Source organism: Ferrovum sp. (assembly GCF_027317285.1).
Taxonomy (GTDB): domain Bacteria; phylum Pseudomonadota; class Gammaproteobacteria; order Burkholderiales; family Ferrovaceae; genus Ferrovum.
Map to the genome: position 1 here is coordinate 1 of NZ_DAHVHV010000020.1, position 16,085 is coordinate 16,085.

Below are 16,085 nucleotides of genomic sequence, written 5' to 3' on the forward strand. Positions count from 1 at the left end.
CAGCAACCTCGCAAATCGGCGTTCATGTCAAGTGTTTTTTGCATTTATCGAAAATTTATCGCGTGGATGGATGCCTTAGAAATTGGGAAAAGTCCGCGAATGTCTAAAGTTCAGTTAATTTCATTGACAGTGGAATATTTCACGGGTGAGATCCTGGATCCAGATCGCCATTATGCCAACTACAACTAATTGTGACGTTAGTCACATTTTTTCAGAGGTTTTTTCTGGCCATCCTAATTATAGTCCAAGATCTTCGAAAAGCCAGTGTCAATCAGGCTGTTTATGGGTACAATTTCCCATTAATTAAGAGGCGCCCATCCTCACCAAGCGCATAGAGAGGCCAAAATGCAAATCAATCTATCCTGGGATTCCAGCACCGGCGCAGCGCCTTCATTTTTCAAGGCTGCGGTTCAACAAGCGGCAAATCTGTTGGGGGCTGAGTTGCTCAATCCGGTTTCGGTCACCATCCAGGTGGGCTGGAACGAAATCGGCGGTACCGCCATGGCACCCAATTCAGGAGGGCTAGGAGGCCCCAGTTCAAGCGCCCTTGCCAGTCCCTATGGCACCGTGTCCGTCAACAATCAGCAGATTACGAATTTATTGGTCAACCAGGCCAGTCTGGACGGTCTTTCCACTTTGGCGACCACGCTATCGTCCACCCCTTTGATCACGTCTGGTTATATGATTCTTTCCTCCGCCCAGGCTAAAGTCATGGGAGTGGCAAATCCCTCTGCCACCAGTTTCGACGGTGAGGTAGGTTTTTCCTTGCCATCCTACGCCACCTACAACGAGACGGTTTCTGTCGCTCTTCACGAACTTGCCCACGCACTGGGACGGATAAACGGTTGGGTAGATACCGCGGGCAATGTCTGGAACACCTCCCTCGACCTGTATACCTACTCTGCTCCCGGACAACTCTGGAATCCTGCCTCACCCACTCCGGGGTACTTTTCTCTCAACGGTGGCGTCACCAGCCTCGGGACATTTTCCACCAGCGATACGGCCGACTTTGCCAATATCAGTGATCCTTTTGCCGCGATAGCGAGCAATAGTCCCGCTCTTACCCCCCTGGACTTGCAGGTTCTGCAAACACTGGGGTTTGATGTGGCCCATCCGATCACCCTGGCGTCGAACAGTGTCGCCCATGTCACACCCAACAGTTTCATCACGGGGTCAGGAGGGGATACGGTGATCTTCAGCAGCGCCTTATCCAATTACCACATCAATGCCCTCTCGACTTCCGGAATGGTCACCGTTCAAGACACTGTTCCCAACCAGGATGCCATCAGCACGCTCCTTGATGTGGCCCGACTTCAGTTCACCGACACTTCCCTGGCTTTTGATACGGGCACCACGCAATCCACGGGAGAAGCCGCGCTTCTTCTGGGGGCCGCTTTTGGCACCCAAACAGTGAGCGATAAGGTGCTGTTGGGTGACTGGATCAAGTTCTTCGACAATGGGGGTACCCTGCAACAGGCTGCGCAGGCTTTGGTGTCCAGCGGCAACATCAGTGCAGCGGGCAACACTTCCTTTGTGACCACACTGTGGCAACACGTCATCGGCACCCCCATTGATGCCACCGATCTTTCCCTGTACACCAATGCTCTTGCCAATGGCACCTTCACCCAGGCCTCCCTGCTCATTGCCGCCGCCAACACGATCCCCAATCAAGCCCATCTGAACCTGACGGGACTCGGTCAGACCGGACTGGGATTTACTCCGGTGAGCACGAATGCCCAAGGAATCGACAGCGTCAGTTACGCATCGGCTTCCACCAACTACACCCTTACGGGAAATCCTGGGGCAGGGACCATCACCGTCACCGGAGCAGGGACCACCGACACCCTGATCGGAGTGCAGCATGTCAAGTTCACCGATGTCAAACTGGCTTTTGATATGGGAAGCAATCAGGCCGGTGGTCAGGCAGCCGAACTGATCGGCGCGGCCTATGGGGATGGAGCACTGTCCAACCCAACCCTGGTGACCAGCAGTCTGACCGCCTTCGAGGGAGGAACCACAATGCAGCGGGTGGCCCAGAGCGTCGTGGCGTCCTTGAACCTCGGCAATTCCGCCTTCGTTTCGACCCTCTGGCAACATGTCATCGGCACCCCCATCGATGCCGTCGACCTCACCGGTCTCACCAATGACCTTACCAATGGTACCTTCACTCAGGCTTCCTTGCTGTCCTTTGCCGCAGCAAACCCCATCAACCAGAACCATGTCAATCTGGTGGGACTGGCTCAACATGGATTAGCCTATGCATAAGGGATACGGCAGTCTCATCCTGTCCTCGCCCCCTCTCCTGTCGTGAGCCAATGATATTCCGCCCGGCAAATATTGCCTTTAACCGGGCGATGCGATAGGATCGGCGGTTCGGTTGCTGAACCATGCTGGAGTACGCCACTGATGCGGAGTTTTTCCTTGTCACCACGAGAAATGGTAGCCAGCCTCTGGCGACACAGGGTTCTTGTAGGCCTGATGGTACAAAGAGAAGTGGTGGGCCGTTACCGGGGAGCTTACCTGGGTATCCTGTGGTCTTTTTTTCACCCTTTGCTGATGTTGCTGATCTATACCTTCGTCTTCAGTGTGGTGTTCAAGGCACGCTGGCATGCCGGAAGTGATTCAAAAACCGAATTTGCCCTGGTATTGTTCGCCGGTTTGATGGTTTTCAACCTCTTTGCCGAGTGCATCAACCGTGCCCCCGGACTGGTGATTGCCAATGTAAATTATGTCAAAAAAGTTGTCTTCCCGCTGGAAGTCTTGCCTTGGATCGTATTGGGTTCGGCTTTGATTCATACTTCCATCAGTCTTATGGTCTGGTTGGCTGTGTATGTGGTTTTCTTTGGGTTGCCCCAGGTGACAGTGTTGTTGCTGCCCTTTGCCCTCATTCCCCTGATTTTTCTAGTGATGGGATTGTCCTGGTTTCTTGCTTCCCTGGGGGTCTACCTGCGTGATGCCGCGCAGATCACCAACATTTTGACGACCGTTTTGATGTTCCTCTCCCCGATTTTTTATCCTGCCTCGGCACTCCCTGAAAATTTCAGGAAATGGATCTATTTCAATCCCCTGACGCCCGTGATTGAAACCATGCGTGATGTCTTGTACTGGGGCCATCTTTCCCATATCGTTGCGTGGGTATCGATGCTTTTTGTCTCCATGATCACTGCCTGGCTGGGTTTCGCCTGGTTTCAAAAAACCCGGAAAGGATTTGCCGATGTCCTCTGATGTGGCCATCAGGGTTCGTCACCTGACCAAAAACTACCAGATCTACGAACGCCCCCAGGATCGCCTGAAACAATCGTTGCTCCCCAGGCTGCAACGTTGGCTGGGGCGTCCTCCGTCCCAGTTCTTTCACAATTTCCGGGCCGTGGATCAAGTTTCCTTCGATATCCACAAGGGAGAAACAGTGGGAATCATCGGGCGCAATGGAAGCGGCAAGTCCACCTTGTTGCAGTTGATTTGCGGCACCTTGACCCCCACCGAAGGAACCGTTGAAACCGTGGGACGCCTGACGGCGCTCCTGGAGTTGGGCGCAGGGTTCAATCCGGACTTTTCCGGGCGCGAAAATGTCTTCATGAATGGCGCACTGCTGGGCTTGAGTCAGGCAGAACTCCACGACCGCTTTGAGGAAATTGCCGCCTTTGCGGACATCGGAGACTTCATCGAGCAACCGGTAAAAAACTACTCCAGCGGGATGTATGTTCGTCTTGCCTTCGCCTTGAACGTACTCTGTGATCCCGAAATCATGATCGTGGATGAAGCGTTGGCGGTTGGGGACATGAAATTCCAGGCAAAATGTATCACGGCACTTCGGCGCATACAGGAAAGAGGCGCCACGGTCCTGTTCGTCAGCCACGACATGGGAACCGTCAAAAGCCTTTGCGATCGGGGCATCTATCTGGAACGGGGTGCGCTCAGATCCATGGGGACAGCCGCCCAGGTAGCCGAAGAATTCGTCCGGGTCATGCGCGAGGAAATGAACCAGGAACCCGGATTTTCCCGCCCACCCCGCACCGTCCCTACACCCGATGCCCGGACCGTTCCGCCCTTGCCAGCCCCCCCGGTCGACCCATCGCCCCAACCTCCCCGGACACAGATGGAATTTTCGAGATACGGTTCCGGGGAAGCCATCGTCCATCGGGTCGATTTTCTGGACAAGGCAGGACAACCGATCCTGGAGGCCGAGTTTGATCAGGAAGTCGTGATCCGTATTCACCTCGTCAGCCATGTCCGAAAATCCCTCGCGGTCAGTTACTATATCCACGATGACAAAAAGATTCTCCTGCTGGGGGTTGGTCCCCGACAACTGGATCTGCCGCTCATCGAAGCCGATATCCAGAAATCCTATGTGGTCACTTTCCAGACCCGGGTTCCTCTCCATGAAGGGGCCTACAGCATTCAGGTTCAGGTGACAGAACCCATCGTCGAGGGAGAAACCGCCCGGTTTCTGGACGTCGTCGAGGACGCCATCGTCTTCAAGGTGAATCGCAGGCCGGGTGGACGGTTATGGAGCAAGGTATTCATCCCCACCACCATGACGGTGGAACAGCGATGAAACTCGCCATCATGCAGCCCTATTTTCTTCCTTACCTGGGTTACTGGCAGTTGATCAAGGCAGCGGATGTTTTCATTCTGTTTGATGATGTACAGTTCATTCGACATGGCTGGATCAACCGCAACCGGATACTCAAACCGGAAGAAGGCTGGCAGTACATTCTGGTCCCGCTCCAGAAGCATTCACGGACCGCACTGATCAAGGACATCCGAGCTCATCCCGATAGCGACTGGAAGGAAAAAATTCTGCGCCAACTGGAACATTATCATTACGGCCCCCGAACCCGCGCTCCCTACTACGGAGAGGTCAGGGCGTTGCTGGAGGAACTTTTTTCAACCATCTCGACCACAAGTATGGTTCAGATCAATGCCCACCTCATGCGTGGCCTTTGCGCCTATCTGGACATAAAAACCCGGTTGAAAATTTCTTCGGAGTGCGGATTTGACTATAGTCAGGTGACGGATGCGGGCGAATGGGCCCTGAACATCACCCAACAGATGAAAGGCGTTCAGTACATCAACCCGATGGCGGGACGACACCTGTTTGCGCCGGACAAGTTCAGGGAAAACGGGGTTGAACTGATGTTTCTCGACAGTCGGATGGACGCTTATGACCAACGCAGGGTATTCGAACCCGGGCTGTCCCTCATTGATATCCTGATGTTCACAGGACGCGAGGGAACCAAAAAAATGCTGGAATCCTGCACACTCCTGCCGGCCACTGCCCAACCTTCTGGAACCACATTTTCATTATGAGTACCCAGCCATCCGGACGAAAATTCAGTTATGACGAATACGCGCGGACCCGCCCTCCGGATGATTTCTGGGGTCAGGTTCTGCGTACCGTGCAGGGGGTTCCTGTCCCGGAAGACCAGATCGAAAGGATCGTGGCCGCCATCTGCACTGGTTTGAATTTTGAGCCAGAGGATGTATTACTGGATATTGCCTGCGGGAACGGGGCGTTGTCGCAACGTTTATTCGGCCGTTGTGCGGGCTTTCTGGGCGTGGATCTTTCGCAACACCTGATCTCGGTCGCCCGAACAAATTTTGAAAAACTCCCCAATTTTGGTTTTCTTGAAGTTGGGGCAGGAGACTATGTCACGACAGAAACCAGCCCCAAACGATTTACCAAGGTCCTTTGCTATGGCAGTTTTCAATACCTGTCTGAAAACGAGGCGATCCAGGTGTTACGCACGCTGTACGAGAAATTCACCAGGGTTCGACGCTGTTTTATCGGGAATCTCCCGGATCGTGACCATGCGGCTGATTTTTATAAGCGAACACCCGGCAGGAATGAATTGTCGAATCATGAAACGGCGACAGGATGTTGGAGAACCCGACAGGAATTTGAATACCTGGTCCGCCAATCCGGCTGGAAGGTGAGTTTTTCAACCATGCCACCGGAGTTTTACGCGTCATACTACCGTTATGACGCGCTGTTGATGCGTGACACGGGAAAGTAAAAAGCATGTTGATCAAAAAGGGCATCGAAGATTTGGCACTGTTCAACGGCAAGCCGGCCTTTGCCGTACCCCGTTCCACCTCCAATCTGCTGCAACCGGATATCGAAAAATTTCTGGAATACTCAAAAGTTTTCTACCAACAGGGACAATACACGAACAACGGGCCCAATGTCCGGTTACTGGAAAAAAGGCTGGCGGACTTCCACGAGGTCAGCCACTGTATTACCTTCAACAGCGGATTCTGGGCATTGGCACTGACGATGTCCGTCCTGGCCCTCGAGCATCGCTCAGAGGTTGTGATGCCAGCCCTGACCTATCGGCGCATGGCGGACATTGCCGCGTGGGTTCCGCTGAAGCCGCGTTTTTGTGAAGTGGATCCAGCCACCCTGGCCATGACCCGCGCAACGGTCGAACCCTGTATCAACGAAGAAACCGCCCTGATTCTGGGGGTCCACCCCATCGTCAATGGTTGTGATGTGAAAGGTTTGGAACAGTTATCGAGCGAGACGGGGATTCCCCTGCTTTTTGATTCTGTCGAATCGGTTTACGAAGGCGTGGCAGCAGGTAAAGTGGGGAAATTTGGCCGTGCCGAAGGGTTTTCCCTGCATGCCTGTAAACTGTTGAATGGATTTGGGGGGGGCTATATCACCACCAATGACGGTGCGTTGGCCCAAAAACTGGCTATCCTGAGAGGGTTTGGGTTTTCAGGACTGGATAATGTCGTCCTGGGCCAGGGAATGAATGCCAAACTCAATGAAATTCATGCCGCCATGGCCTTAGCCAGTCTCGATGATGTGGATGCGCAGGTTGAACGCAATCGCGAACGCTATCAAACGTATCAGCGGCGACTGGCTGAAGTGCCCGGATTGCGACTGGTGGAGTTCGACGAGCGTTATCCGACGGGCTACAAAAATATCGTGGTGGAACTGCTCCCGTCCTGGCCACTTTCCCGTGAGATCACCCTTGCCCTGCTCAATGCGGAGAATATCCTGGCGCGTTCCTACTATGCCCCCCCCCTGCATCGCAAGGTCATGGCCTTCCCCCATGTGCCCGCAGATTTGCCAGTGACAGATCGATTGGCAGAAGTTTTCATCAATCTCCCGTGCGGACATCGGGTCAACTCCACTGATGTGGGGGAGATCGTGACTCTTCTGGAGTTCATGACCAGGCATGCAGATGAAATCCTGGAGAAAACCAGGTCAGGAAATCAAGGATGAACACTCGACCAAACCTTGCGATTTTTGGGGCTCCCCCCGCCTTCGACGTACCACTCCCCGTGGGGCAACTTTATTTTCCTTCCTGGGAACGTTATGAACGGGCCTTTCGCGGCATTTTTGAACGTCAATACTACAACAATAATGGTCCGCTTCATGAACAACTGGAGTGCCGGTTGCGCGAGTTTTTTGGGGTAAAGCATGTCCTTCTGGTCAGCAATGCCACCTTGGGATTGATGATGGTGGCCGATGCCCTGGAACTGACGGGTAAGGTCCTGATGCCGGCTTTTACCTTCATCGCCTCTGCTCAATCGGTTTCTCGGGCTGGGTTGGACCCCTTGTTCTGTGACATCAATAGAAACACCCATCAAATCGATGTGGACCAGATCGTCCGTCATATGGATGAGGAAGTAAGCGCCATCATGGGGGTGAACTTATGGGGGGGCACCTGTCAACCACAGATCCTGGAAAAACTTGCGGACACTCTGGGCGTGAAACTCTACTTTGATTCGGCCCATGCCTTCGGATGTGCCATTGAAGAAGGCAAGATCGGCAGTTTTGGTCAGGCCGAAGTGTTTTCCTTCCATGCCACTAAAATCCTGAATGCCACGGAAGGAGGCTGCATCTGCACGAACGACGATGACCTGGCCTTGCGTCTACGCAGTATCCGACCGAGTTACCGGGAGAGCACCCCTTTGGTGCCCGTGGTACGGGTGGCCAATGCGCGTATGTCAGAAGCCCAGGCAGCCGTGGCGCTGATGAGCCTGGAGGATTTTCCGGAAAATCGCGCCAACAATGAAAGATTATACCAGCTCTACGAGTGCCGCTTGCGCGACATACCGGGCATACGCTTGGTGGAGCCGGCGCAAGTCCGAGTATCCAATTACCAGTATCTCATCTGCGAAATTGACGAAATTCGGTTTGGGTTATCTCGTGATCAATTGCTCGAGGTTTTAAAGGCGGAAAACGTGATTGCCCGAAGATATTTCTATCCTGGACTACATCACTGTATTCCTTATGCCAATGACTCCCGGTTTTGTACCGAACCACTGATTCATACCGATGAATTATGTCATTCTTGCCTGCAACTTCCTATTGGAGCCAGAGTCTCGGCGCAAGTCGTGGAAAAGATTTGCGACATTCTCGTCCTGACACAGGCCAACGCCAAATGGATCGCTCAACGAATCAAATGAGGAAAACCTGTTTTGAAAAGTCATGGAGCGTCATTTGAATAGCCTCAGGTCATGGATCGGCATCGCGTGGATCGTGATCAAACGTCCCAAACTGTTTTCGAGTTTTTTTCAGGTGGTACGCTTGGGTGGATGGGGCTATGCCATTGCACTGACAGCGCGCAAACTGGGGCTGGGCAAGAATCGATTCGACAAACCTCAAGCTTATGCCCTGTCGGTGCTCCAGAAAGAAAAGTTACAACGGGAAAAGTTCCGGACAGTTCCTTATTACTTGTCCCCCTCTCCCACGGAAGCCATCCCGCTCACCCCCAGAAAAATCGCCGTCCATCTGCATCTCTATTACGACGACATGACGGAGGTGTGCATCCAGTACCTGAGGCATATTCCTCTTGAGTTTGATCTGTTTGTCTCGGTTCCCGGAAAACGCGCAGTCAAAAATTATCTGAGCCGCTTCAAGCAGGAAATTCCTCGCGTGAATCAAGTAATCATTGAAAATGTTCCCAATCGAGGTCGGGACATTGCGCCCTTCATCGTCCAGTTTGGCGCACGTCTGTCCAACTATGACTATATCGCCCATTTCCACACCAAAAAAAGCCCCCATGCCACGAATCTTGAAGGCTGGTTCAATTCCTTGATGAATCAACTCTGCGGCTCCGAATACGCAATTCGTCAAATTTTACGTTTGTTCGAGGAAGATGCCCGCGCCGTCTATCCCGCCGGGAACAAGGGCGCCTTTTGGGATGCCACGGGCTGGCTGGATAATCATGATATTGCCCGCTCATTTTTGTTCGCCCACGATTTATTTAACATCGATGATTTCCCCTTTGTCGAATTTCCTCAAGGGGGGATGTTCTGGGCAAAAACCGCATGTCTGAAGCAGTTTCTTTCGCTACCTCTGTCTTACCAGGATTTTCCTGAAGAACCGATTCCGGCAGATGCCACTCTGGCCCACGCCCTGGAACGACTTATCCTGATGTTCACGACTACTTCGACAGGACGGAATTATCGTCTTGAAACCCCAGAACTTTCTTGCGAATCTCAGGAATACTACGAGGAACAGAACGATTATTCCCACACAATCGTTCATCAAGACATCAAGGTCTTGGCTTATTATCAACCGCGCTTTTTTTCATCTGCACAACCGGAAGGAGCCGAGTGGAACAGGGTACGCTCGGCCACCCCCTTATTCGAGGGCCACTATCAACAGCACGTTCCCCATGAGGATCTGGGCTATTACGATCAGTCGGCAGGGCAGGCCCTGCTGGAAAAACAAGCCGGGATGATGCAAAAATCCGGCGTGCAGGGGTTTATTTTCCACCTTGAATGGCAGGAGGGTGCCCCTGTTTTCGAGCAGCCTGTGGCAGCGTTGCAGTCAGCCCCTCAGATCACCCTACCCTATTGTTTTTGCTGGACAGGAGACAGGGGGCAGAACCTGGATCAGAGCGACTTGACAAAGCACGCGCGCACTCTGATCAATTACCTGATTCCTTTCTTCAAGGACCCGCGCTACCTCAAGGTGGCCCATCGCCCTATGGTCCTGATCCGGGCCACTGGCACCCACGGGTTTGGAAAATCCTGTCAAACCCTCTGGCGTGAGGAATGTGAGCGACAGGAAATTCAGCCTCCATTTTTGGTGGGGAGCCTGAATTTCGGGGAGGATGCCCCCACCGATTCCGGTTTTGATGCCTTCGTTGAACAAGGGCAACCGGAAGGGATCGAGAAAGACGTTCCGACGATCAACCAGGACCTGTATCCCTACTGGACGCTGAAGGCACCGGTTTTCGATTATGAAGCGGTGGCTGATCATCATGCAAGGCAGTTTTCTGCCTCCGCCTTGCCCTGCTTTCGTTCCCTGGTTCCCTCCTGGGATGGCATGGCTCGCCCACAGGAGGCGTCCGGGGCCATCTTACATCGTTCAACGCCGAAAAAGATGCAGAAGTGGCTGACACAGTTAATTGTGCATACGGAAACCCATCTGCCACCTGACCGTCGTTTCATCATGGTGGATGCCTGGAATGAATGGGGACAGGGGGCTCATCTGGAACCTGACCTCAAATACGGGTATGGTTATCTCAATTCAGTGGGCCGCGCCCTTTGCGATTATCCCTATGACGGTCTGGACTACATCAACCCCGCGCCAGAACTTCACCTGGAGTTCATTCTGGCCCCCGTCGTGGCGCAACGCCTCCAATCAGAAGTTTTTACGAGAAAATATTTTTTGCAGTATCTGGCGCAGTTCTGTTTGACCCAAGGCTTCCAACTGACCATTCATAACTTTTATATTGCCTCTGAATTGCAAGCATTGGGAGTCCGTTGTAATGAGCGCATTCACAGAAAGGTAGATTTCATCATTGAGTTTTCCGAACCTGTCATTTTCCCTCAGGATTCGCTCATAGCCTTGGTGAAAATGGGACTCAGGCATCGCGGTTTCCTCATCAGTGCGACCCCTTGCAACGACCCCGACTTCATTCATGAAGAGACCGCACCAAATTTTTCGATTGGCTATTGGCAACGTGGCGAGGTTTATCTGCGCCCACCCGGTACCTGGAGAGGCTCAAAGGTCTGCCTCCAGGCGATCTATTTCAAGGTTTGCCCTCCCCTTCGGAAAAACCACCAAAAATTGGAGAAGGTCGCAACGATCGTCCGTTTTCATCGCGGTGCCGTCACCGATATTTTGATGAAGTCCCTGTATTCCCTTCTGGCTCAGGCTGACTGCAGGGTTCAACCTTGGCTGGCGCTTCAGGATCTCACAGATGAAGAGACGGACTCCCTGCGACGCAAACTGGAGGGCATGCCCTGGTCTGAGGAATGTCGGCCGATGATTCGGCGCTACACTTCTTCCCCAAACACCCCGGATGTGCGGTCCCTGATGCTGAACGACACGATAAGAGCCATCGGAAAGGGCTATGTAGCCTTTCTCGATTACGATGATATCCTGTTTTCCCATGCCTACAGAACTCTGCTGGCACGACTTGAGAATACCAACAAAAATGCAACCTTCGGACGGGTATTTTCGACCACGGTCGATGCGGAAACCGGAATGATTCTGAGTCGGGAAAAAAATTACACGCTGGGCCTGACCTACCAGGACTATCTACATCTCAACCATGCCCCCCTGCACAGTTTCATGCTCAACCTGAACCTCATCGATCTGACCTGCATTCACTACTTTGACGACATGAAATTCCTCGAAGACTATTACCTGACAATGCAAATCTTTTCTGCGGAAAAAACTGACTGGGCTTCCTTACAGGACAGTATTTTCATTGGTGATTACATCCACCGTCGCGGCGATAAAGAACATACACTGGCGCTATCCGACTCGGATCGGAAAAATCATTTGCTGGAACAGGGTGAGTACCACCTCTGCGAGGAACGAGTAGCGGCCTTGCGCCGGCAGATCCTGGATGCACTCCCCCACGGGGCTGCAATGAACCGGATTCCCCCTTCCCCGGAACCTGGAAACGAGGCAATGCCATGAGTGCCAATCCCAAAGTCTCGGTCATCCTTACTTCTTTCAATCACGGTAAATATATTCGAGAGTCCATCGAGAGCGTTCTGTCACAGACGTTCCAGGACTTCGAGTTGATCATTTGGGACGATGCTTCCTCTGACGATTCCTGGGAAATCATCGGCAGTTATGTCGACCCGAGGATCAAGGCCTATCGTAATGATGAAACCCGACGCTACGTTGCGAATCGGGCGATCGAGGAGGTAGCCTCCGGCCAGTACATTGCCATTCACCATTCAGATGATGTCTGGGAACCGGAAAAACTCGAGCGTCAGGTTCATTTCCTGGATACACACAGCGCCATAGGCGCGGTCTTTTGCCAGACACATGTCATCGATGAAACTGGCGCGTTCCTGGAAGACGACAGCCATTTTTATGCCACCATTTTCGATCAGCCCAACCGGACCCGGTTTCAGTGGCTGAATTACTTCTTCTATCATGCCAATGCCCTCTGCCACCCCAGCATTCTGATTCGCAAGTTTTGCTATGAAGACTGCGGGGTATACCGTAAAGGCCTGGGACAACTTCCTGATCTGGAAATGTGGATCCGACTGTGTTTCAAGTACGACATCCATGTATTGCCTGAAAAACTGGTTCGTTTCAGGGTTCGCTCAAACGAAGCCAATGCCAGCGGGAATCGCCCTGAGACCCAGGCGCGTACGGCCACCGAATTTCATCTCATTCTGGAGAACTACCAACAGATCCGCAGTGCTGAAGAGATGCTGGCTATTTTCCCGGAGGCAGAAGAGTATGTACGCAAGGATGAATTCGAACCGGATTTCGTTCTTGCCTTATTGTCCTTGCAGGACAAGGCGTTGCCCTGGGCAAGGTTATTCGGAATCTCCCTCATTTACCGATTGCTGGCAGATCCGGAAAAAGCTTCCCGCATCAAGTCTGGTTATGATTTTGACTACCGTGATTTCATCACCCTGACGGGGAAATACACGGTTTTTCCACGCACTGATGAGGTAGCCCCCTTATCTGACCTGATTCAGTCACAAGTCAAGATCCTCGAGGCCACTTTGCTGGAATCGGAGAACCGGGTTGCAGAACTTCAGCAACAGTTAAGCGAACAGAGGCGGAATCATCTGGCCCTGGAATCCCGTCTGCCCTGGAGATGGATCTCACCGCTTCGAAAAATATCCTCGAAGATGCTATGGGTCGCAAAAAAAACAGTCCGTCTTGAAAAGTTCATGACCATTGGAGCCGTTCACAAAGGACAGGAAGTCGATGTGGATTTTTATCTGAAAATGTATCCTGATGTTGCCCGTTTGGGTGTGAATCCGGCGGATCACTACCGGACTCACGGACGCCGTGAGGGACGTCTTCCCCACCCTTTGTACTGGCGCATGTTGGGAGATTTTTCAGAATTCACGGGTAGCAGGGAGACCTTGTTGGTGGTTTTTACCGGAGGAGCCGAGGGTTCTTCCAAAGATTTCCTGGTTGAAGTGGTTACGCTTCTCGGGCTGCGCTTCAACCTGATTGTGCTGGCGGACGATTGCGACAAAAGAAAAACGAGTTATCGCGCAGCCGGAGCCGTTGTTCTTCAGGTTGCCGGCATACACACCAATCCCATCCTCTGGGAGAGTGTCATCGGGAACCTTTGCAGTCGCCATGCCATCCGTCTTGCGCTGATCAACGGGATAGGTCCCATCCCTTTTACACGAATTCTGGCCCGTCACTTCATTCCGGTCATCAGCCTTGCACACGCCATCCTTTCCGAAAACCATTCAGCAACTGCGTTGGAGGAGACTCTGTTCTGGTCCAGCCTGACTCTGTTTCCCTGTCAATCCCTGCTGACTACAGCCAGGAGTTTTTTCCCCTATCTGGAGGATCGGGTCGCTACTGTCCTGCATCAAGGACTGCCATCCTCGAAACTAGAGGAACTGGGAACGTTGGACACTCTTCAACGTTCTCCGAGATCAACCAACGAAATTGTGGTATTGGGCGGCGGAGAGTTTTTGTATCAGAACGGAATCGACTTGTTCGCGGCTTGTGCCTCCCTGTTGGTTCGACAATCGCCGAACTTTCGCTATCGTTTTATCTGGATCCGGGATCATGAAGCAGCATCACCGGACCAGAAATATATCTCCGCCGTGATCGATCAGATTCAGCGCATGGGTGTGGCAGAAGTGATCAGTTACTTTGACAAAAAATCAGCGGCCACTCCCGGATATGCCGAGGCCGATCTTTACCTTCTGACAACCCGTTCAAGTACTTTTTCTGCTGAAGGGCTGGAGGCCATGGCAGCAGGCTTGCCTGTGCTCTGCTTCGACCAAGGATCCGGGGTAGCAGAAATTTTGTCCATGGAAGGTCTGGAAACAGCCTGCGTGGCTTCCTACCTGGATGTCCATGACTTGGCCGGTAGGGTGCAATCGCTCGCAGAAAACGAAAACCAACGCCGGGAAATCGGGGAGCGCTGTCGACAATTGGTCAGAAAACCCGGAATGAGCAGTGCTGCCTATGTCTCAAGGTTGGAGAAAGCAGCGCGCGCGATTCTTGAACTTCCAACACAGATCCGGCTAGACATTGAGGAGATTTATCACTCAGGTCATTTTTGCCACGATTTTGCCTCCTTGCAGCAGGTGCAGGATATACCCGAAAAAGAACGGATTCACAGGTACATTTTGTCCTGGTTGACGGGCATCCGGCGCACCAAACCGACTCCGGGGTTTCATCCGGCAGTTTATGTAGCGAAACATGGGTTATCAATCCCCCATGCTGATGCATTTGCCGACTATCTGCGCGCAGGTTGTCCCCATGGACCATGGTTACAACAAGTGATCAGACCGGTGAGCGCAGAAAAACTTGTTGTTCCAAAAAACCAGAAAGTCGCTCTGCATCTCCATGTGTTTTACCCCCACCTGCTGACGGCAATGCTGGAACGTCTGGAGCAGAACACGCTCAAACCCGATTTGTTTGTCAGTGTTCCCCGCGCGGATCATCGCATCCTCGTGGAGGAGATTCTGGCAAACTACGGCGGTCGGGTCGTGCGACTCGAGGTAGTCCCTAACCGGGGACGAGACATTGGCCCTTTTTTGACGCAATTCGGACCGGAATTACTGGCCAACTACGACTTGATCGGTCACCTTCATACGAAATTGACGCCCCATGCCGATCCAGCCATCGGCTCAAGTTGGTATCTTTTCCTATTGGAAAATCTTCTGGGTGGCATTGGCGGTGCCATGGCAGATACCATTGTTGCAACCATGGTGGCCGACCCCACCCTCGGTCTGGTCTTTCCGGATAACCCTCAACCGGTAGGATGGGATCGGAACTTGCCCCATGCCCTGGATCTGGCAGCACGTATGGGCATCGAGAAATTGCCGGAACATTTCAATTTTCCTGTGGGAACCATGTTCTGGGCACGGACAGAAAAACTCCGTCCCCTGTTTGAATTGTCTCTGGCCTGGTCTGATTACCCCGCAGAACCCTTGGTCACCGATGGCACGTTACTTCATGCCATCGAACGAATTTTTCCCTTCCTGCCTTCGCCTGTTTGTACCAAAAATGCCGTGGTGAATATACCGGGATTGTCCCGTTGAACTGATATTTCCTAACCAATATTATTAGGTCACGGGAACGCCAAGCCGTATTGTGCGATTCCAGTCAGAGTTGAAATGTCATCGTAAAATTAACGGACATGACAAGGTTATGGCCCTGTGGCACAATGGTCAGGCGCTCTGGACCAACCCGTTCCATCTCCGGGAAAAACGAACGTCAAAGCGTGTTTTCTTTCTTCCTGACCGCTTTTCTCCATGACCTTTCTGGCTTTTCTCTTTGTGGTTTTGCTTCTGGTGGCTCTGGCCGAGTGGCCAAGAGTTTTCGTGCGCTGGTTCGTGCGCGAACCGGAGTTCCTGTGGACAAGGACAAGAGATTTGGCCGAGCCTGCCCCTTTGGCGGATTGGCGTCGGGTGCTTGAGGTGCCGCTTGAAGAAAGGCGCCTGGCGGTCATCAAACGCGCCTACCGGCGCAAGGCCCAGGTGTTGCACCCCGATCGGGGCGGAGATACGGCGGCCATGACCCAACTCAACGAAGCCTATCGTCTAGCTCTGGAAGAACTTGAGGGAAATTAAGGCACGATTGATTTTTTTCGGCCCCATGGCTGAAGCACTACGGCGCAAATCCGGTAAAATGGGGACTATGGTGTTTC

The 16,085-nt window shown here is 52.7% G+C and carries 11 protein-coding genes; all 11 read left to right on the forward strand.

Going from position 1 to position 16,085, the window contains the following annotated elements; all coding sequences use genetic code 11:
• On the forward strand, positions 1 to 189 hold a 189-nt coding region (locus M6F29_RS06060), incomplete at its 5' end, for a hypothetical protein (protein ID WP_298157959.1).
• Between the two features lie 156 nt (positions 190 to 345).
• Positions 346 to 2,265, forward strand: coding sequence for an NF038122 family metalloprotease (locus M6F29_RS06065; RefSeq protein WP_298157960.1), 1,920 nt, complete (start codon positions 346 to 348; stop codon positions 2,263 to 2,265).
• A 141-nt stretch (positions 2,266 to 2,406) separates the two neighbouring features.
• Positions 2,407 to 3,225 carry an ABC transporter permease gene (locus M6F29_RS06070; protein ID WP_366525952.1) on the forward strand — a complete coding sequence of 273 codons (819 nt, stop codon included), beginning with the start codon at positions 2,407 to 2,409 and terminating at the stop codon, positions 3,223 to 3,225.
• Positions 3,215 to 4,555, forward strand: coding sequence for an ABC transporter ATP-binding protein (locus M6F29_RS06075; protein ID WP_298157962.1), 1,341 nt, complete (start codon positions 3,215 to 3,217; stop codon positions 4,553 to 4,555). Before M6F29_RS06070 ends, M6F29_RS06075 begins: the two co-directional genes overlap by 11 nt.
• Positions 4,552 to 5,310 carry a WbqC family protein gene (locus M6F29_RS06080; protein ID WP_298157963.1) on the forward strand — a complete coding sequence of 253 codons (759 nt, stop codon included), beginning with the start codon at positions 4,552 to 4,554 and terminating at the stop codon, positions 5,308 to 5,310. The genes M6F29_RS06075 and M6F29_RS06080 overlap by 4 nt, the downstream gene beginning before the upstream one ends.
• Positions 5,307 to 6,017 (forward strand): methyltransferase domain-containing protein, encoded by a 711-nt coding sequence (locus M6F29_RS06085; RefSeq protein ID WP_298157964.1) that lies wholly within the window; start codon positions 5,307 to 5,309, stop codon positions 6,015 to 6,017. The genes M6F29_RS06080 and M6F29_RS06085 overlap by 4 nt, the downstream gene beginning before the upstream one ends.
• A gap of 5 nt (positions 6,018 to 6,022) precedes the next feature.
• On the forward strand, positions 6,023 to 7,234 hold the full coding sequence (locus tag M6F29_RS06090) for an aminotransferase class I/II-fold pyridoxal phosphate-dependent enzyme (RefSeq protein ID WP_298157965.1): 1,212 nt from the start codon (positions 6,023 to 6,025) through the stop codon (positions 7,232 to 7,234).
• The gene (locus M6F29_RS06095; protein WP_298157966.1) at positions 7,231 to 8,424 is read left to right on the forward strand and encodes a DegT/DnrJ/EryC1/StrS family aminotransferase; all 1,194 of its coding nucleotides are present in this window, start codon (positions 7,231 to 7,233) and stop codon (positions 8,422 to 8,424) included. Before M6F29_RS06090 ends, M6F29_RS06095 begins: the two co-directional genes overlap by 4 nt.
• Before the next feature lie 22 nt (positions 8,425 to 8,446).
• Positions 8,447 to 11,902: a glycoside hydrolase family 99-like domain-containing protein gene (locus M6F29_RS06100; RefSeq protein ID WP_298157967.1), complete on the forward strand. Its 3,456-nt coding sequence runs from the start codon at positions 8,447 to 8,449 to the stop codon at positions 11,900 to 11,902.
• A complete protein-coding gene (locus tag M6F29_RS06105) occupies positions 11,899 to 15,477 on the forward strand; it encodes a rhamnan synthesis F family protein (RefSeq protein WP_298157968.1) in 3,579 nt (1,192 codons plus the stop codon). The genes M6F29_RS06100 and M6F29_RS06105 overlap by 4 nt, the downstream gene beginning before the upstream one ends.
• Positions 15,478 to 15,690: 213 nt before the next feature.
• Entirely contained in the window at positions 15,691 to 16,008 is a 318-nt protein-coding gene (locus tag M6F29_RS06110) for a J domain-containing protein (RefSeq protein ID WP_297479788.1), read from the forward strand.
• Positions 16,009 to 16,085: the final 77 nt, after the last annotated feature.

Bases quoted from the DNA above. Each gene is read 5' to 3' on its own strand.
- M6F29_RS06065 (WP_298157960.1), top strand. From the start codon at position 346: ATGCAAATCAATCTATCCTGGGATTCCAGCACCGGCGCAGCGCCTTCA.
- M6F29_RS06070 (WP_366525952.1), top strand. From the start codon at position 2,407: ATGCGGAGTTTTTCCTTGTCACCACGAGAAATGGTAGCCAGCCTCTGG.
- M6F29_RS06075 (WP_298157962.1), top strand. From the start codon at position 3,215: ATGTCCTCTGATGTGGCCATCAGGGTTCGTCACCTGACCAAAAACTAC.
- M6F29_RS06080 (WP_298157963.1), top strand. From the start codon at position 4,552: ATGAAACTCGCCATCATGCAGCCCTATTTTCTTCCTTACCTGGGTTAC.
- M6F29_RS06085 (WP_298157964.1), top strand. From the start codon at position 5,307: ATGAGTACCCAGCCATCCGGACGAAAATTCAGTTATGACGAATACGCG.
- M6F29_RS06090 (WP_298157965.1), top strand. From the start codon at position 6,023: ATGTTGATCAAAAAGGGCATCGAAGATTTGGCACTGTTCAACGGCAAG.
- M6F29_RS06095 (WP_298157966.1), top strand. From the start codon at position 7,231: ATGAACACTCGACCAAACCTTGCGATTTTTGGGGCTCCCCCCGCCTTC.
- M6F29_RS06100 (WP_298157967.1), top strand. From the start codon at position 8,447: ATGGAGCGTCATTTGAATAGCCTCAGGTCATGGATCGGCATCGCGTGG.
- M6F29_RS06105 (WP_298157968.1), top strand. From the start codon at position 11,899: ATGAGTGCCAATCCCAAAGTCTCGGTCATCCTTACTTCTTTCAATCAC.
- M6F29_RS06110 (WP_297479788.1), top strand. From the start codon at position 15,691: ATGACCTTTCTGGCTTTTCTCTTTGTGGTTTTGCTTCTGGTGGCTCTG.